This is a genomic window from Streptomyces sp. NPDC040545 (assembly GCF_055595065.1).
Genome location: NZ_JBVIWA010000004.1, coordinates 389,986 through 408,156 on the forward strand (window position 1 = coordinate 389,986; position 18,171 = coordinate 408,156).

At 70.7% G+C, this 18,171-nt stretch carries 14 protein-coding genes; 13 read left to right on the forward strand and 1 reads right to left on the reverse strand.

The window, feature by feature from the left end; genetic code table 11:
- The first annotated feature begins 1 nt into the window (after position 1).
- The 13 genes from ACZ573_RS12225 (at position 2) to ACZ573_RS12285 (ending at position 14,565) form a co-directional block, all read left to right on the forward strand.
- Entirely contained in the window at positions 2–1,726 is a 1,725-nt protein-coding gene (locus ACZ573_RS12225; RefSeq protein ID WP_471302554.1) for a UDP-N-acetylmuramoyl-L-alanyl-D-glutamate--2,6-diaminopimelate ligase, read from the forward strand.
- Positions 1,723–3,153: a UDP-N-acetylmuramoyl-tripeptide--D-alanyl-D-alanine ligase gene (locus ACZ573_RS12230; protein ID WP_471302557.1), complete on the forward strand. Its 1,431-nt coding sequence runs from the start codon at positions 1,723–1,725 to the stop codon at positions 3,151–3,153. The genes ACZ573_RS12225 and ACZ573_RS12230 overlap by 4 nt, the downstream gene beginning before the upstream one ends.
- Complete coding sequence (gene mraY, locus ACZ573_RS12235; protein WP_030724430.1) at positions 3,150–4,220, forward strand: phospho-N-acetylmuramoyl-pentapeptide-transferase; 1,071 nt, start codon at positions 3,150–3,152, stop codon at positions 4,218–4,220. Before ACZ573_RS12230 ends, mraY begins: the two co-directional genes overlap by 4 nt.
- Entirely contained in the window at positions 4,202–5,719 is a 1,518-nt protein-coding gene (murD, locus tag ACZ573_RS12240) for a UDP-N-acetylmuramoyl-L-alanine--D-glutamate ligase (RefSeq protein ID WP_471302560.1), read from the forward strand. Before mraY ends, murD begins: the two co-directional genes overlap by 19 nt.
- Before the next feature lie 70 nt (positions 5,720–5,789).
- Positions 5,790–7,151, forward strand: a complete 1,362-nt coding sequence (gene ftsW, locus ACZ573_RS12245) for a putative lipid II flippase FtsW (RefSeq protein WP_471302563.1) — start codon at positions 5,790–5,792, stop codon at positions 7,149–7,151.
- A gap of 6 nt (positions 7,152–7,157) precedes the next feature.
- Positions 7,158–8,252 (forward strand): undecaprenyldiphospho-muramoylpentapeptide beta-N-acetylglucosaminyltransferase, encoded by a 1,095-nt coding sequence (murG, locus tag ACZ573_RS12250; RefSeq protein WP_471302565.1) that lies wholly within the window; start codon positions 7,158–7,160, stop codon positions 8,250–8,252.
- A gap of 31 nt (positions 8,253–8,283) precedes the next feature.
- Complete coding sequence (locus tag ACZ573_RS12255; RefSeq protein ID WP_471302568.1) at positions 8,284–9,165, forward strand: cell division protein FtsQ/DivIB; 882 nt, start codon at positions 8,284–8,286, stop codon at positions 9,163–9,165.
- 279 nt (positions 9,166–9,444) lie between these two features.
- Positions 9,445–10,650, forward strand: coding sequence for a cell division protein FtsZ (ftsZ, locus tag ACZ573_RS12260; protein WP_471302571.1), 1,206 nt, complete (start codon positions 9,445–9,447; stop codon positions 10,648–10,650).
- A 17-nt stretch (positions 10,651–10,667) separates the two neighbouring features.
- Entirely contained in the window at positions 10,668–11,435 is a 768-nt protein-coding gene (pgeF, locus tag ACZ573_RS12265; RefSeq protein WP_471302574.1) for a peptidoglycan editing factor PgeF, read from the forward strand.
- Positions 11,422–12,141, forward strand: coding sequence for a YggS family pyridoxal phosphate-dependent enzyme (locus tag ACZ573_RS12270; protein ID WP_471302577.1), 720 nt, complete (start codon positions 11,422–11,424; stop codon positions 12,139–12,141). The genes pgeF and ACZ573_RS12270 overlap by 14 nt, the downstream gene beginning before the upstream one ends.
- A gap of 149 nt (positions 12,142–12,290) precedes the next feature.
- Positions 12,291–12,908 (forward strand): cell division protein SepF, encoded by a 618-nt coding sequence (locus ACZ573_RS12275; RefSeq protein WP_327735036.1) that lies wholly within the window; start codon positions 12,291–12,293, stop codon positions 12,906–12,908.
- A 60-nt stretch (positions 12,909–12,968) separates the two neighbouring features.
- Positions 12,969–13,265, forward strand: coding sequence for a YggT family protein (locus ACZ573_RS12280; protein ID WP_030012625.1), 297 nt, complete (start codon positions 12,969–12,971; stop codon positions 13,263–13,265).
- Between the two features lie 82 nt (positions 13,266–13,347).
- Positions 13,348–14,565, forward strand: coding sequence for a DivIVA domain-containing protein (locus ACZ573_RS12285; RefSeq protein WP_471302582.1), 1,218 nt, complete (start codon positions 13,348–13,350; stop codon positions 14,563–14,565).
- A gap of 308 nt (positions 14,566–14,873) precedes the next feature.
- Here ACZ573_RS12285 and ileS read toward each other — a convergent pair whose 3' ends face one another.
- Positions 14,874–18,020 carry an isoleucine--tRNA ligase gene (ileS, locus tag ACZ573_RS12290; RefSeq protein ID WP_471302584.1) on the reverse strand — a complete coding sequence of 1,049 codons (3,147 nt, stop codon included), beginning with the start codon at positions 18,018–18,020 and terminating at the stop codon, positions 14,874–14,876.
- Positions 18,021–18,171 lie beyond the last annotated feature (151 nt).

Genomic DNA, 18,171 nt, shown 5'->3' on the forward strand with positions numbered 1-18,171 from the left:
AGTGACAACCATCACCCCGAAACCCGGGAACCCGACGACCGCCGAGGCCGAGGCCGGGGCCTCATTTCGCGGGCGGCCCGCCGCGCCCGGTACGCTCACCGCCGTGCCCCACGCTGATCAGCCCAGAAAGACCCAGAAAGCCCCGGCGACGCCGCCGGGAGCACCCCGGCCCGCGTCCGCCAGCCCGAGCCCGCTGGGCGAGCTGGCCACCCTGCTGGGCATCCCGGCGCCCGGCGCGGCGCAGATCACCGGCATCACGCACGACTCCCGTGCGGTACGCCCCGGTGACCTGTACGCGGCCCTGCCGGGAGCCAGGACGCACGGCGCCGACTTCGCCGCCCAGGCGGCCGGTCTCGGCGCCGCCGCCGTGCTGACCGACCCCGCGGGGGCGGAGCGCGCCGCGGCGACCGGCCTGCCGGTCCTGACCGTCGACGACCCGCGCGGCCGGATGGGAGAACTCGCCGCCGCGATCTACGGGCGCCCCGGTGAGGGCCTGCTCCAGATCGGCATCACCGGCACCTCCGGCAAGACCACCACGGCGTACCTCGTCGAGGGCGGCCTGCGCGCGTCGGGCCGCAGCACCGGACTGGTCGGCACGGTCGAGATGCGCATCGGCGACGAGCGCATCAAGTCCGAGCGGACCACCCCCGAAGCCACCGACCTCCAGGCTCTCTTCGCGGTCATGCGCGAACGCGGGGTCGAGGCCGTGGCCATGGAGGTCTCCAGCCACGCCCTGGTGCTCGGCCGGGTCGACGGCTGCGTCTTCGACGTCGCCGTCTTCAACAACCTGAGCCCGGAGCACATGGAGTTCCACTCCGGCATGGAGGACTACTTCCAGGCCAAGGCAGGGCTCTTCACCGCCCGCCGGGCCCGCCTGGGCGTGGTCAACCTCGACGACGAGTACGGCCGCCGCCTGGCCAAGGAGGCCACCGTCCCGGTCGTCACCTTCTCCGCCGCGGGCGACCCGGCCGCCGACTGGCGCGCCGAGGACGTGGTCTTCGGCCCGGCGAGCTCCACCCTGACCCTGCTGGGCCCCGAGGGACAGCGCGTGCGCGCCACCGCGCCGCTGCCCGGCCCGTTCAACGTCGCCAACACCGTCGCCGCGATCGTCACGCTCGCCGCCGCCGGCCTCGACCCGCAGACCGCCGCCGACGGCGTCGCCGCGGTCCCCGGGGTCCCCGGCCGGCTGGAGCGGGTGGACGCGGGACAGCCGTACCTCGCCGTCGTCGACTACGCGCACAAGACGGACGCCGTGGAATCGGTGCTGCGCGCGCTGCGCGAGGTCACCGAGGGCAAGCTGCACATCGTGCTCGGCTGCGGCGGCGACCGTGACACCACCAAGCGCGGCCCGATGGGGGCCGCGGCCGCCCGGTTCGCCGACGTCGCCGTCCTGACCTCCGACAACCCGCGCTCCGAGGACCCGCTCGCGATCCTCGCCGCGATGTTCGAGGGCGCCGTGTCCGTGCCGCCCGCGGAGCGGGGCACTGTCCTGGTCGACGCCGATCGGGCCGCGGCCATCGCGGCCGCCGTCGCCCGCGCCCGCCCCGGTGACACCGTGCTGGTGGCCGGCAAGGGGCACGAGCAGGGCCAGGACACCGCCGGTGTCGTACGCCCCTTCGACGACCGCGAGGTGCTCCGCGCCGCGATCGAGCACCAGGCCGTGCTCGACCGGACGGCCGCGCCCCACGAAACGACTCAGGTCCGACAGGCCGAGGTGAACCAGTGATCGCCCTTTCCCTCGCCGAGATCGCCGACATCACCGGCGGGCGGCCCCACGACATACCGGATCCGTCACTCCAGGTCACCGGACCGGTGGTCTACGACTCCCGTGAGGTCGGGCCGGGCAGCCTGTTCGCCGCCTTCGTCGGCGAGCGGGTCGACGGCCACGACTACGCGCGGCGCGCGGTGTCCGCCGGGGCCGTGGGCGTCCTCGCGACCCGGCCCGTCGGCGTACCGGCCATCGTGGTCCCCGACGTGGTGGCCGCCCTCGGCGCACTCGCCCGGGCCGTGGTCACCCGCCTGGGCACCGACGTCGTGGCCCTCACCGGATCCGCCGGCAAGACCTCCACCAAGGACCTGATCGCGCAGGTGCTGCAGCACCACGCGCCCACCGTGTGGACCCCCGGGAACCTCAACAACGAGATCGGCCTGCCGATCACGACGCTGCGCGTCACCGAGGAAACCCAGCACCTGGTCCTGGAGATGGGCGCCCGCGGCATCGGCCACATCCGCTACCTCACCGGACTGACGCCCCCGCGGATCGGTCTGGTCCTCAACGTCGGCACCGCCCACATCGGCGAGTTCGGCGGCCGGGAGCAGATCGCGCAGGCCAAGGGGGAGCTGGTCGAGGCCCTGCCGGCCGAGGCGGAGGGCGGAGTCGCCGTCCTGAACGCCGATGACCTGCTGGTCCGTGAGATGGCCGGGCGCACGAAGGCCCGTACGGTCCTGTTCGGCGAGGCCGAGGACGCCGAAATCCGGGCCACCGAAGTCCGCATGACGGACAGGGGGCAGGCTTCCTTCACACTGCACACACCGACCGGGTGCAGCGACGTGACCTTGCGGCTGTACGGTGAGCACCACGTGTCGAACGCGCTCGCCGCGGCCGCCGTCGCCCATGTCCTGGGCATGTCCGCACAGGAGATCGCCACGGCGCTCTCCGGGGCGGGCACGCTGTCCCGGTGGCGGATGGAGGTCACCGAGCGGGCGGACGGTGTGACGATCGTCAACGACGCCTACAACGCGAACCCCGAGTCCATGCGGGCCGCACTCCGCGCGCTCGCCGCGATGGGCGGTGCCGGCAGGGCGAACGGGGGACGCACGTGGGCGGTGCTCGGCCCGATGGCCGAGCTCGGAGACGACGCTCTCGCCGAGCACGACGCGGTCGGACGACTTGTCGTCCGGCTCAACGTGAGCAAGCTCGTCGCAGTCGGGGGCAGGGAAGCATCCTGGCTGCAACTGGGCGCATATAACGAGGGTTCGTGGGGTGAGGAGTCGGTGCTCGTGTCCGACGCACAGGCGGCGGTCGACCTGTTGCGCAGTGAACTGCGCCCGGGTGACGTCGTGCTGGTGAAGGCTTCCAGGTCGGCCGGTCTGGAGCGGGTGGCCCAGGGCCTTCTCGACAGCACTGTCGAGGGCGAGGTCGCCGACCGATGAGGCAGATCCTGTTCGCCGGTGTCATCGGCATGTTCCTCACCGTCATCGGCACCCCGCTGCTGATCAAGCTGCTCGCCCGCAAGGGCTACGGCCAGTTCATCCGCGACGACGGCCCCCGCGGCCACGCCGGGAAGAAGGGCACGCCCACCATGGGCGGTATCTCCTTCATCCTGGCGACGCTCATCGCGTACGCCCTGACGAAGGTCCTCACCGGTGAGGAGCCGAGCTTCTCGGGCCTGCTCGTCCTGTTCCTGATGGCGGGCATGGGCCTCGTCGGGTACCTGGACGACTACATCAAGATCGTCAAGCGCCGTTCGCTGGGTCTGCGGGCCAAGGCGAAGATGTCCGGCCAGCTGATCGTCGGCATCGCCTTCGCGGTACTGGCCCTCCAGTTCAAGGACTCCCGCGGGCTGACCCCGGCCTCCACCAAGCTGTCGTTCGTCACGGACTTCGGCTGGTCGATAGGTCCGGTGCTGTTCGTGGTCTGGGCGCTGTTCATGATCCTGGCGATGTCCAACGGCGTGAACCTCACGGACGGTCTGGACGGTCTCGCGACCGGCGCCGCCGTGATGGTCTTCGGCGCCTACACCTTCATCGGTGTCTGGCAGTTCCAGGAGTCCTGCGCCAGGGCCGGTGACCTCACCAACCCGAACGCGTGCTTCGAGGTGCGCGACCCGCTCGACCTCGCGGTCGTCGCCTCCGCCCTCATGGGCGCCTGCTTCGGCTTCCTGTGGTGGAACACCTCGCCCGCCAAGATCTTCATGGGTGACACCGGCTCGCTCGCCCTCGGCGGCGCGCTCGCGGGCCTCGCCATCTGCTCCCGCACGGAGTTCCTGATGGCGCTCCTCGGCGGCCTCTTCGTGCTCATCACGATGTCGGTCGTCATCCAGGTCGGTTCCTTCAAGATGACCGGCAAGCGGGTCTTCCGGATGGCGCCACTGCAGCACCACTTCGAGCTCAAGGGCTGGTCCGAGGTGCTGGTCGTGGTCCGCTTCTGGATCATCCAGGGCATGTGCGTGATCGTTGGTCTCGGTCTCTTCTACGCGGGATGGGCAGCCGACAAGTGACGTCCTGGCAGGACAAGAACATCACCGTCGCCGGTCTCGGCGTGAGCGGCATCAGTGCCGCCCGCGCCCTGGCCGGCCTCGGCGCAGTGGTGACCGTCGTCGACAACGGGGACGGTGACGCGCACCGCGCCCGGGCCGCCGAGCTCGCGGCGGAGGGCATCACCGTCCGCCTCGGCCGCCTGGCGGACGGCGGGCACGCGGGCGAGGTACTGCCCGAGGGCACCGAACTGGTCGTCACCTCGCCCGGCTGGAAGCCCGACAGCCCGCTGTTCGAGGCCGCCGCCAAGGCCGGCGTGGACGTGGTCGGGGACGTGGAGATCGCCTGGCTGCTGCGCGAGGTCGGCCAGGAGCTGCGCGCCGCGCGCTCCGGCCAGGACGGGACCACGGCCCCCCGCAAGGCCCCGGCCCCCTGGCTCGCGATCACCGGCACCAACGGCAAGACCACCACCACCCAGATGCTGGCGTCGATCCTGAAGGCCGCGGGGCTGCGCACCGCCGCCGTCGGCAACATCGGCACCCCGATCATCGACGTGGTGCTCGGCGAGCAGGAGTACGACGTGCTCGCCGTCGAACTCTCCAGCTACCAGCTGCACTGGGCGCCCTCGCTGCGCGTCCACTCGGCGGCCGTCCTGAACCTGGCCCCGGACCACCTCGACTGGCACGGCTCGATGCAGGCGTACGCCGCCGACAAGGGCCGTATCTACGAGGGCAACACGGTCGCCTGCGTCTACAACGTCGCCGACCCGGCCACCGAGAACCTGGTCATGGAGGCCGACGTCGAAGAGGGCTGCCGCGCGATCGGCTTCACCCTCGGCGCCCCCGGCCCCTCCATGCTCGGCGTCGTCGACGGAATCCTCGTCGACCGGGCCTTCGTGGAGAACCGGCAGAAGAACGCCCAGGAGCTCGCCGAGGTCACGGACGTCAACCCGCCGGCCCCGCACAACATCGCCAACGCGCTCGCCGCGGCGGCCCTGGCCCGTGCCTTCGGCGTGGAGCCGCGCGCGGTCCGGGACGGGCTGCGCGACTTCCGCCCGGACGCCCACCGCGTCGCGTACGTGGACGAGGTCGCCTCGGTCACCTACATCGACGACTCCAAGGCCACCAACACGCACGCGGCCGAGGCCTCGCTCGCGGCCTTCGAGCCGGTCGTCTGGATCGCCGGCGGCCTCGCCAAGGGCGCGACCTTCGACGAGCTCGTGAAGAACGCCGCGAAGCGGCTGCGCGGCGCCGTGCTGATCGGCGCCGACCGGGCGCTCATCGCCGAGGCGCTGGCGCGACACGCCCCCGAGGTCCCGGTCGTCGACCTCGACCGGACCGACACTGGGGCGATGCTCGCAGCGGTCCGGGAAGCCGCCGCGCTCGCCGAGCCCGGCGACACGGTCCTGCTGGCACCTGCCTGTGCCTCGATGGACATGTTCGCGAACTACAACAAGCGTGGGGACGCATTCGCCGACGCGGTGCGCGAACTGGCCGCCGAGAACGCTGCGGACACGGCCTAGGCCGGGGGCTCCGGGACAGGTTCCCTCCGGCCGGCAGCTCGCCTCGTACGAGTGGAGGGGAAGATCACAGATGCCGGCCAAGCAGATGCTGCCGGGGCGGCGGCCGTCCGCCGTGAAGGCGCAGGGCCGCAAACGCCCTGCGGTGCGTTCGAAGCGGCCCGCCGGGCGCGGGCCGCTGACCGGTCTGCGGCGTACGCAGCGGCAGTTGCAGAAGGCCTGGGACCGCCCGCTCACCGCCTATTACCTGATTTTCGGCAGCTCCCTGCTCATCACCGTGCTCGGTCTGGTGATGGTGTACTCCGCCTCGATGATCAAGGCCCTCCAGCTCGGCCTCGGCGACGCGTACTTCTTCAAGAAGCAGTTCCTGGCCGCCCTCATCGGTGGCGCACTCCTGCTGGTCGCTTCCCGGATGCCGGTCAAACTGCACCGGGCGCTCTCGTATCCGGTGCTCGCCGGCACGCTCTTCCTGATGGTCCTGGTGCAGATCCCGGGGATAGGCGTCTCGATCAACGGCAACCAGAATTGGATCTCCCTTGGCGGTCCGTTCATGCTGCAGCCCAGTGAGTTCGGCAAGCTGGCACTGATCCTGTGGGGCGCCGACCTGCTGGCACGCAAGGGCGACAAGGGGCTGCTGAGCCAGTGGAAGCACCTGCTGGTGCCGCTGGTCCCGGTGGCCTTCCTGCTGCTCGGGCTGATCATGCTGGGCGGGGACATGGGCACCGCGATGATCCTCGGCGCCATCCTGTTCGGTCTGCTCTGGTTGGCCGGAGCCCCGACCCGGATGTTCGTCGGGGTGCTCGCCTTCGCGGGTGCGATCGTCGCACTGCTCATCAAGACCAGCCCGCACCGGATGGACCGGCTGGAATGTATCGGTGCGACAGAACCGGGCAAGAACGACCTTTGCTGGCAGGCCGTTCACGGGATCTACGCCCTCGCCTCGGGCGGATGGTTCGGTTCCGGCCTGGGTGCAAGTGTGGAAAAATGGGGGCAACTGCCCGAAGCCCACACCGACTTCATCTTCGCCATCACCGGGGAGGAACTGGGTCTGGCGGGGACGCTGTCGGTTCTCGCCCTGTTCGCGGCTCTAGGCTATGCGGGTATCCGCGTGGCCGGACGCACGGAGGATTCCTTCGTACGGTTTGCCGCGGGAGGCGTGACCACCTGGATCACGGCCCAGGCCGTGATCAACATCGGTGCGGTGCTCGGCCTGCTGCCGATCGCCGGAGTCCCGCTCCCGCTGTTCTCCTACGGAGGGTCAGCCCTGCTGCCGACCATGTTCGCGGTCGGACTGCTCATCGCCTTCGCGCGTGAGGAGCCGGCGGCGCGCGCGGCCCTCGCGATGCGACAGCCGAAGACCGGCTGGTGGCGGACCGGGGTGAGATGGAAGTCGATGAGACGGCGCGTCAAGAAGCGTCCGTCCGGAGAGCGGTGAATTTCGGTGCATGTCGTACTCGCCGGTGGGGGGACCGCCGGCCACATCGAGCCGGCGCTCGCCCTCGCGGACGCCCTGCGCAGGCAGGACCCTTCAGTGGGCATCACCGCCCTCGGTACGGAACGCGGACTGGAAACCCGCCTGGTGCCGGAACGCGGCTACGAGCTGGGCCTGATCCCCGCCGTTCCGCTGCCCCGCAAGCCGACCCCGGAACTGATCACCGTCCCCGGACGGCTGCGCGGCACCATCAAGGCCGCGGAGGACATCCTCATCCGCACCAAGGCCGACTGCGTCGTCGGCTTCGGCGGCTACGTGGCCCTGCCCGGCTACCTCGCGGCCAAGCGCCTCGGGGTGCCGATCATCGTCCACGAGGCCAACGCCCGGCCCGGACTGGCCAATAAGATCGGCTCCCGGTACGCGCACGCCGTCGCGGTCTCCACCCCCGACAGCAAGCTGCGCGGGGCCCGCTACGTGGGCATCCCGCTGCGCCGCTCCATCTCCACCCTCGACCGGGCCGCGGTCCGCCCGGAGGCGCGTGCCGCCTTCGGCCTGGACCCCAACCTGCCCACGCTGCTGGTCTCCGGCGGCTCGCAGGGAGCCCGCCGCCTCAACGAGACGATCCAGCAGGTCGCGCCGACCCTCCAGCGCTCCGGGATCCAGATCCTGCACGCCGTCGGGCCGAAGAACGAACTGCCGCGTGTCGACAACATGCCCGGGATGCCGCCGTATGTGCCGGTACCGTACGTGGACCGGATGGATCTCGCGTACGCCGCCGCCGACATGATGCTGTGCCGCGCGGGTGCGATGACCGTCGCCGAACTCTCCGCCGTCGGGCTTCCGGCCGCCTACGTCCCGTTGCCGATCGGCAACGGTGAACAGCGGCTCAACGCCCAGCCGGTGGTCAAGGCCGGCGGCGGCCTGCTCGTGGACGACGCGGAACTGACGCCCGACTGGGTGCTGAGCCAGATCCTCCCGGTGCTGTCCGACCCGCACCGCCTGTACGAGATGTCCCGCGCCGCCGGTGAGTTCGGCCGCCGGGACGCCGACGAGCTCCTGGTCGGCATGGTCTACGAGGCGATCGCGGCCCACAGGTCCCGCTGAGGCGGGTACCGCAGACGCAGGAGGCACAGGAGTGGCCGGAGGGACGACCGCGCGGCGCGGAACACCGTTTTCTGATCGGTCCGACCCGGACGCCCGCAAGGGCGCCGGCGCTCCCAAGCCGCCGAAGGCTCCCAAGGGCTCCAAGGCTCCCAAGCCCCCCAAGGCCCCGAAATCGGCGCAGAGGCCCGGCCCCAGGGGTCCCGGCGCACGCCTGCGCCGGGGCCCCGTGCTGGCCTCGCTGGCCGCCGCGGTGCTCCTCGCCGCGGGCGGCACCTGGGTGCTCTACGGCTCCTCCTGGCTCCGCGTGGAGAAGGTCGCCGCCACCGGCATGGACGTGCTCACCTCCGAGCAGGTCCTCGGCGCCGCGGCGGTCCCGGCCGGCGCGCCCCTGGTGAGCGTCGACACCGACGAGATCGAGGCCCGGGTCCGCGGCCGGCTGCCCCGCATCGATTCGGTCGACGTGGTGCGGGCCTGGCCTCGCGGCATCGGTCTGAAAGTGACGGAACGCAAACCCGTCCTGCTCATCAAAAAGGACGCCAACTTCGTGGAAGTGGACGCATCGGGTGTGCGATTCGACACGGTTCCGAAAGCACCCGCGGGCGTTCCGGTCCTCGAATTGAACGCCGGTCGATCGCCGAGCGCCCGGCGCTTCGACGAGGAGCGGCTGCTGCACGAGGCCGTACTCGTCGCGGGCGCCCTCCCGGAGCCGATCGCCAAGGAAACGGTGCAGGTCAAGGTGGGTTCCTACGATTCGGTCGTACTGGAGCTCACCGGCGGCCGGTCCGTGACGTGGGGGAGCGGTGAACAGAGCGACGCGAAGGGACGCGCATTGAACGCTTTGTTGAAAGCCGCCCCCAAGGCCGTTCACTTCGACGTGAGCGTCCCCACCGCCCCTGCTGCGTCCGGGAGTTGACGTCCGGTCCAACAGCGGCGCACCCTGGTTGGCCAGCGATACGGGTGATCACATAGGGTGAAAAGAAAAACGGGAGGTTCGGCGTGTTCGTTGAACACGCGCTACTTGTCGACTTAGTGTCCTGTTCGGAAGAGTCCGAGGAACAGGCACACCCCTAACCCTAAACTTCAGGGTGAGGGTTCGGGTCGGCGCGTTCGGACCGTCCCTATTTCGGCATCAGTCGTCGCAACGCAGGCCCGCGAGGCGGCGACACGTAACTCGAGGCGAGAGGCCTTCGACGTGGCAGCACCGCAGAACTACCTCGCAGTCATCAAGGTCATCGGTGTCGGCGGCGGTGGTGTCAATGCCATCAACCGAATGATCGAGGTCGGTCTCAAGGGCGTCGAGTTCATCGCCATCAACACGGACGCCCAGGCGCTGTTGATGAGCGACGCCGACGTCAAGCTCGACGTCGGCCGTGAACTCACCCGTGGCCTCGGCGCCGGCGCCAACCCGGCCGTCGGTCGCAAGGCGGCAGAGGACCACCGCGAGGAGATCGAGGAGGTCCTCAAGGGGGCCGACATGGTCTTCGTCACCGCCGGTGAGGGCGGCGGCACCGGCACGGGCGGCGCACCTGTCGTCGCCAACATCGCGCGCTCGCTGGGCGCCCTGACGATCGGTGTGGTCACCCGGCCGTTCACCTTCGAGGGCCGGCGCCGCGCGAACCAGGCGGAGGACGGCATCGCCGAGCTCCGCGAAGAGGTCGACACCCTCATCGTCATCCCCAACGACCGACTGCTGTCCATCTCGGACCGCCAGGTCAGCGTGCTCGACGCCTTCAAGTCGGCCGACCAGGTCCTGCTCTCGGGCGTCCAGGGCATCACCGACCTCATCACGACCCCGGGTCTGATCAACCTCGACTTCGCCGACGTCAAGTCCGTGATGTCCGAGGCCGGCTCGGCCCTGATGGGCATCGGCTCGGCCCGCGGCGACGACCGCGCCGTGGCCGCCGCGGAGATGGCGATCTCCTCGCCGCTCCTGGAGGCGTCCATCGACGGCGCCCGTGGCGTGCTGCTCTCCATCTCCGGTGGCTCGGACCTCGGTCTCTTCGAGATCAACGAGGCCGCGCAGCTGGTCAGCGAAGCCGCGCACCCCGAGGCGAACATCATCTTCGGCGCCGTCATCGACGACGCGCTCGGCGACGAGGTACGGGTCACCGTCATCGCGGCCGGGTTCGACGGCGGACAGCCCCCGGCCCGCCGGGACAACGTCATCGGCGCCGCGTCCACCAAGCGCGAGGAGCCGGCCCCGGCTCCGGTCCGTGCCGCCGAGCCGGCCCGCCCGGCCTTCGGCGGACTCGGCTCGGTCACCCCGCGCGACGAGCCCCCGGCTCCGGTCGAGCCGGCCCCGGTCGAGGTCCAGGCCCCCGCGCCGCAGGTCCCCACGGCCCGGCCGTACCAGGACAGCCCGGCCGAAGAGCTGGATGTTCCGGACTTCTTGAAGTGACACCGGAGCAGCATCACGTGGGCGGCGCCCACTTCGCCTTCACCGACCGGTGGGGCGGAGTGAGCGCCGTTCCGTACGAGGAGCTCAATCTCGGCGGCGCGGTCGGAGACGACCCTGCCGCCGTTCTCGCGAACCGGGCACGGGCGGCGGAGTCCCTGGGCCTGGCGCCGGACCGGGTGGTCTGGATGAACCAGGTGCACGGCCGGGACGTGGCCGTGGTGGACGGGCCCTGGGGCGCGGATGCCGAGGTCCCGGCGGTGGACGCGGTGGTGACCGCCCGTCGGGGACTCGCGCTCGCGGTGCTCACCGCCGACTGCACGCCGGTCCTGCTGGCGGACCCCGTCGCCGGGGTCGTGGGGGCCGCCCACGCCGGGCGGCCGGGACTGGTCGCCGGGGTGGTGCCCGCCGCCGTCGAGGCGATGGTCGGCCTCGGGGCCGATCCCGGGCGGATCGTCGCCCGTACGGGACCCGCGGTCTGCGGGCACTGTTACGAGGTGCCCGCCGAGATGCGGGAGGCGGTGGCCCAGGTGGTGCCCGCCGCACGGGCCGAGACGAGCTGGGGGACACCGGCCGTCGACGTGGTCGCCGGGGTGCACGCCCAGCTCGCCGAGGCGGGGGTGGTGAACAGCGGCCGTTCGCCGGTCTGCACACTGGAGTCGCGGGACCACTTCTCGTACCGCCGCGACCGGGTGACCGGACGCCTGGCCGGATATGTCTGGTTGACGGAGCTTTCCCGGGGGACGACCCCCGGACCGCCGGGGGAAAAGAAGAATGACGGATCGTAAGTCGGAGCTCGCCGAGAACCTGGCGCGGGTGGAGGAACGTATCTCGTCCGCCTGCGCGGCGGCGGGACGGGGACGGGAAGAGGTGACGCTCATCGTGGTCACCAAGACCTATCCCGCGAGCGACGTACGACTGCTGGCGGACCTGGGCGTCCGTCATGTTGCGGAAAATCGTGACCAGGATGCCGCCCCCAAGGCTGCGGCCTGCGCGGATCTGCCGCTCAGCTGGCACTTCGTCGGTCAGTTGCAGACGAACAAAGTCCGTTCCGTGGCGGGATACGCGCAAGTCGTGCAGTCGGTCGACCGGCCGAAACTCGTGACCGCCCTCTCGGCGGCCGCGGTGAACGCCGGCCGGGAGCTCGGGTGCCTCGTTCAGATCGCCCTCGACGCGGAGTCGGGGGAGCGCGGGACCCGCGGCGGCGCGGCGCCGGAGCAGCTCGCGGAGCTGGCGGACCTCGTCGCCGGGGCTCCGGGACTGCGCATCGACGGCCTGATGACGGTCGCTCCGCTGACCGGCCCCTACGCGGGACGCGAACAGGCCGCCTTCGAGCGGCTGGTGGAATTGTCATCCCGCATGCGCGTGGACCATCCGGCTGCCACGATGGTGTCGGCCGGGATGAGCGCAGACCTGGAACAGGCCGTGGCGGCCGGTGCGACACATGTACGCGTCGGCACTGCGGTACTCGGCGCGAGACCCCGGCTCGGGTAACGTCGCGAAGAAAGTCGGACCACAGCAGAAAATATGGTCATTCCCGCTGATGGGCGGGCAGACCTAGTGGATCGCGGGCAGTTGGTGACATTCGTGACACGGCGGCACCTGCGACAGGGCGATCCACCACAGAGCGGAGGACTCGGAGAATGGCCGGCGCGATGCGCAAGATGGCGGTCTACCTCGGCCTCGTGGAGGACGACCGGTACGACAACCCGGGGTACGACCCCGACGACGAGTTCGAGCCCGAGCCGGAGATGGAGCGGGCTCGGGAGCGGGATCGCCGACAGCAGCCCGTGCACCAATCGCCCGTATCGGATGAACCGGTACGAGCCCCACAGCCTCCGGCGCAGCGCGAACCTATCCCAATTCCGGTGGAAAGCGGACGTCCTGCGCGAATCGCCCCCGTGGCATCCATCACACCTGATCGTACGAACCTGGAGAAGAACGCCCCCGTGATCATGCCCAAGGTCGTCTCCGAGCGGGAGCCGTACCGCATCACGACGCTGCACCCCCGGACCTACAACGAGGCCCGTACCATCGGGGAACACTTCCGTGAGGGCACTCCGGTGATCATGAATCTCACGGAGATGGACGACACGGACGCGAAGCGTCTCGTGGACTTCGCCGCCGGACTCGTCTTCGGTCTGCACGGCAGCATTGAACGCGTGACACAGAAGGTGTTCCTGCTGTCGCCTGCTAACGTCGATGTCACGGCGGAGGACAAGGCCCGCATCGCGGAGGGCGGGTTCTTCAACCAAAGCTAGACCGATCCGTCAGACACGGGGCCGGGAACACAGCGGGAGCAGGGGAGAGGGAAGCACGGAATGGGTGTCGCACTGCAAGTGATCTACTTCGCCTTGGGGTGCTTCCTCGTCGTGCTGATCTTCCGCCTGGTCATGGACTACGTGTTCCAGTTCGCACGTTCCTGGACACCCGGCAAGGCGATGGTGGTCGTACTGGAGGCCACCTACAGCGTCACCGATCCACCGCTCAAGCTTCTTCGGCGGGTCATTCCGCCGTTGCGTCTCGGGGGCGTGGCACTCGACCTGTCCTTCTTCGTTCTGATGATCATCGTTTACATCCTCATCAGTTTCGTGCGCACCGCTGCGAGCGGCTTGTGAACGATGTGCTTCCCCGCGGGCGCGGGGACAGTCCCGATACGGTCTTGCCGACTGCCGACGACTACGTAGAGGTGAAGAAGACATGCCGCTGACTCCCGAGGACGTGCGGAACAAGCAGTTCACGACCGTCCGCCTCCGAGAAGGCTATGACGAGGACGAGGTCGACGCCTTCCTCGACGAGGTCGAGTCCGAACTGACGCGCCTGCTGCGCGAGAACGAGGACCTGCGCGCCAAGCTGGCCGCCGCCACGCGTGCCGCCGCGCAGAGCCAGCAGCAGCAGGGCATGCGCAAGCCCGAACCCCAGGACCAGCGCGGCCCCGGCGCCCCCGTGCCCGCGGCCATATCCGGCCCGCCGCAGCAGCAGCAGCCGCAGATGGGCCCGCCGCAGCTCCCGGGCGGCCAGCCGCAGCTTCCGCCGGGCCCCGGCGGCCAGGGCCAGCAGGGCCCCGGCCCGATGGGCGGCCCCATGGGCGGTCCCATGCAGCAGCACCCCATGGGTGGACCCCAGGGCATGCAGCAGCAGTCCATGGGCGGCCCCCAGGGCATGCAGCAGCAGTCGATGGGCGGCCAGAACCCGCTCGGCCAGCAGATGCAGCCCATGGGCCAGCAGATGCAGCCGATGGGGCAGCAGATGCAGCCCATGGGTCAGCCCATGCAGCAGATGCAGCAGCCGCAGCAGGGCCCCGGTGGCGACAGCGCCGCCCGTGTCCTGTCGCTGGCGCAGCAGACCGCCGACCAGGCGATCGCGGAGGCCCGCTCCGAGGCCAACAAGATCGTCGGCGAGGCCCGGTCGCGCGCCGAGGGCCTGGAGCGGGACGCCCGCGCCAAGGCCGACGCGCTGGAGCGGGACGCGCAGGAGAAGCACCGCGTCGCCATGGGCTCCCTGGAGTCCGCCCGCGCCACGCTGGAGCGCAAGGTCGAGGACCTTCGGGGCTTCGAGCGTGAGTACCGTACGCGTCTGAAGTCCTACCTGGAGTCGCAGCTGCGCCAGCTGGAGACCCAGGCGGACGACAGCCTGGCCCCGCCGCGGAACCCGGCCGGTCCCGCGCTGCCGCCGTCGCCGTCGCCCTCGATGGCTCCGGCCGGTGCGATGGGCCACTCCATGGGCGGTCCCTCGATGGGTGGCCCGTCACCCATGGGCGGTCCCTCCCCGATGGGTGCCCCGTCCTACGGTGGCAACCAGCAGCAGATGTCCCCGGCGATGACCCAGCCGATGGCTCCGGTCCGGCCGGCTGCGCCGCAGCCGATGCAGGCGCCGTCGCCGATGCGGGGCTTCCTGATCGACGAGGACGACAACTAGGCGCCGCCGCCGTCTGCGGTCGGCAGCCGCGCTCTACGGGCCGGGCCCGGTTCCCCTTCGGGGGCACCGGGCCCGGCCCGTTCGCGTACCCCCTGCGACGCCGGTGCGGGGGCGCTGCCCCCGAGCCCCCGCGCCTCAAACGCCGGCGGGGCTGAAACGCGAAAGCCCGGCGGGGCTGGATTTTCCAGCCAGTCCGGCGTTTGAGGACCGGGTCCGGGCGGAGCCCGGTTTCGGGAAGGGGCGGGGTGGGGGAAAAGAAAGCGGCCCGCACCCCCGGAGACGGGGGCACGGGCCGCTCGGGCCGCGGGTTACGCCTTGCGGAGGCGGAACGTCAGGCCGAGGGCCTCGTCCGTGAACGGGTCACCGTAGGCGGCATCGGCGTCGCCGGACGCGAAGTCCGTGGCGAGGACCTCGTCCGCGATCAGGGCCGCGTGGTCCGTCAGGGCCGTCACGACCTCCGGGTCCGCCGAGGACCAGCGGAGCGCGATGCGGTCCGCCACATCGAGGCCGGAGTTCTTCCGGGCCTCCTGGATCAGGCGGATCGCGTCACGGGCCAGGCCCGCCAGCCGCAGCTCCGGGGTGATCTCCAGGTCCAGGGCGACCGTCGCGCCCGAGTCGGACGCCACCGACCAGCCCTCGCGCGGGGTCTCGGTGATGATGACCTCCTCCGGCGAGAGGGAGATCTCCTCGCCGTTCAGCGAGATCACCGCAGAGCCGGTCCGCAGGGCCAGGGACAGCGCCGCCGCGTCGGCCGCGGCCACCGCCTTCGCGACGTCCTGGACGCCCTTGCCGAAGCGCTTGCCCAGCGCCCGGAAGTTGGCCTTCGCCGTCGTGTCCACCAGGGAGCCGCCGACCTCCGACAGGGAGGCCAGGGAGGAGACGTTCAGCTCCTCCGTGATCTGCGACTGGAGCTCGGGGGAGAGCGCGTCGAAGCCGACCGCGCCGACCAGGGCCCGGGACAGCGGCTGGCGGGTCTTGACGCCCGACTCGGCGCGCGTCGCCCGGCCCAGCTCCACCAGGCGGCGGACCAGCTGCATCTGCTGGGACAGGGCCGGATCGATCGCCGCCCGGTCCGCCACCGGCCACGACGACAGGTGCACCGACTCCGGGGCGTCCGGGGTGACCGGGACGACCATGTCCTGCCAGACCCGCTCCGTGATGAACGGGGTCAGCGGGGCGAGCAGGCGCGTCACCGTCTCGACCACGTCGTGGAGGGTCCGCAGCGCGGCCGCGTCGCCCTGCCAGAAGCGGCGGCGCGAGCGGCGGACGTACCAGTTGGACAGGTCGTCCACGAAGGCCGACAGCAGCTTGCCGGCGCGCTGGGTGTCGTACGACTCCATCGCCTCGGTGACCTCGGCGACGAGCGTGTGGAGCTCCGAGAGCAGCCACCGGTCGAGGACCGTGCGGTCGGCCGGGGCCGGGTCGGAGGCGGAGGGGGCCCAGTTCGACGTACGGGCGTACAGGGCCTGGAAGGCGACCGTGTTCCAGTACGTGAGGAGGGTCTTGCGCACGACCTCCTGGATCGTGCCGTGGCCCACGCGCCGGGCCGCCCAGGGGGAGCCGCCGGCCGCCATGAACCAGCGCACCGCGTCCGCGCCGTGCTGGTCCATGAGCGGGATCGGCTGGAGGATGTTGCCCAGGTGCTTGGACATCTTGCGGCCGTCCTCGGCGAGGATGTGGCCGAGGCAGACCACGTTCTCGTACGAGGACTTGTCGAAGACGAGGGTGCCGACCGCCATCAGCGTGTAGAACCAGCCGCGGGTCTGGTCGATGGCCTCCGAGATGAACTGCGCCGGGTAGCGCTTCTCGAAGATCTCCTTGTTCTTGTACGGGTAGCCCCACTGTGCGAACGGCATCGAGCCCGAGTCGTACCAGGCGTCGATGACCTCCGGCACGCGGACCGCCTCGAGCGAGCAGCCCTCGGCCGTGCAGGTGAAGGTGACGTCGTCGATGTACGGGCGGTGCGGGTCCAGGTCCGAGTGGTCCCGGCCGGACAGCTCCGACAGCTCGGCGCGGGAGCCGATGCAGGTGAGGTGGTTCTCCTCACAGCGCCAGATCGGCAGCGGGGTGCCCCAGTACCGGTTGCGGGAGAGCGCCCAGTCGATGTTGTTGTTCAGCCAGTCGCCGAAGCGGCCCTGCTTGACCGAGTCCGGGAACCAGTTCGTCTTCTCGTTCTCCCGCAGCATCGCGTCCTTGACGGCGGTGGTGCGGATGTACCAGGACGGCTGCGCGTAGTAGAGCAGGGCCGTGTGGCAGCGCCAGCAGTGCGGATAGCTGTGCTCGTAGGCGATGTGCTTGAAGAGCAGGCCGCGCGCGTCGAGGTCGGCGGTCAGCTTCTCGTCGGCCTTCTTGAAGAAGACGCCGCCGACCAGCGGGACCTCCTCCTCGAAGGTGCCGTCGGGGCGGACCGGGTTCACGACGGGCAGGCCGTACGCGCGGCAGACCGCGAGGTCGTCGGCGCCGAAGGCGGGGGACTGGTGGACCAGACCGGTGCCGTCCTCGGTCGTGACGTACTCGGCGTTCACGACGTAGTGGGCCGGGGCCGGGAATTCGACCAGGTCGAAGGGGCGCTGGTACGTCCAGCGCTCCATCTCCTTGCCCGTGAAGGTCTGACCGGTGGCCTCCCAGCCCTCGCCCAGGGACTTCTCCAGCAGAGGCTGGGCGACGACCAGCTTCTCCTCGCCGTTCGTGGCGACGACGTAGGTGACCTCGGGGTGCGCGGCCACGGCCGTGTTGGACACCAGGGTCCACGGGGTCGTCGTCCACACCAGCAGCGCGGCCTCGCCGGCCAGCGGGCCGGAGGTGAGCGGGAAGCGGACGTAGACGGAGGGGTCGATGACCGTCTCGTAGCCCTGGGCCAGCTCGTGGTCCGAGAGGCCGGTGCCGCAGCGCGGGCACCAGGGGGCCACGCGGTGGTCCTGGGTGAGCAGGCCCTTGTTGAAGATCTCCTTCAGCGACCACCACACGGACTCCACGTATTCGGGGTCCATGGTCCGGTACGCGTCGTCCAGGTCGACCCAGTAGCCCATCCGGGTCGTGAGCTCGGTGAAGGCGTCGGTATGGCGGGTCACGGACTCGCGGCACTTGGCGTTGAACTCGGCGATGCCGTACGCCTCGATGTCCTGCTTGCCGTTGAAGCCCAGTTCCTTCTCGACGGCGAGCTCGACGGGCAGGCCGTGGCAGTCCCAGCCGGCCTTGCGGGCCACGTGGTAGCCGCGCATGGTGCGGAACCGGGGGAAGACGTCCTTGAAGACGCGGGCCTCGATGTGGTGCGCGCCGGGCATGCCGTTCGCGGTGGGCGGCCCCTCGTAGAAGACCCACTCGGGGCGGCCCTCGGACTGCTCCAGGGTCTTGGCGAAGGTCTTGCTCTCGCGCCAGAAGTCGAGGACGGCGTGCTCGAGAGCAGGCAGGTCGACCTGGGCGGGTACCGGGCGGTACTGCGGCGGTGTGGTCATGAGGCTGAACTCTTCCTCCGGCGGGGTGTCACTTCCGTCCGGAGGGACGAGAGCACTGCTGCTCCCGCGGTACCACCCTCCTTGGCCGCCGGACGGATCCGGTGGCCCCCTCATTGGGGTGCGAAGCCGGTTCTACTCGCCGTACGGGGAT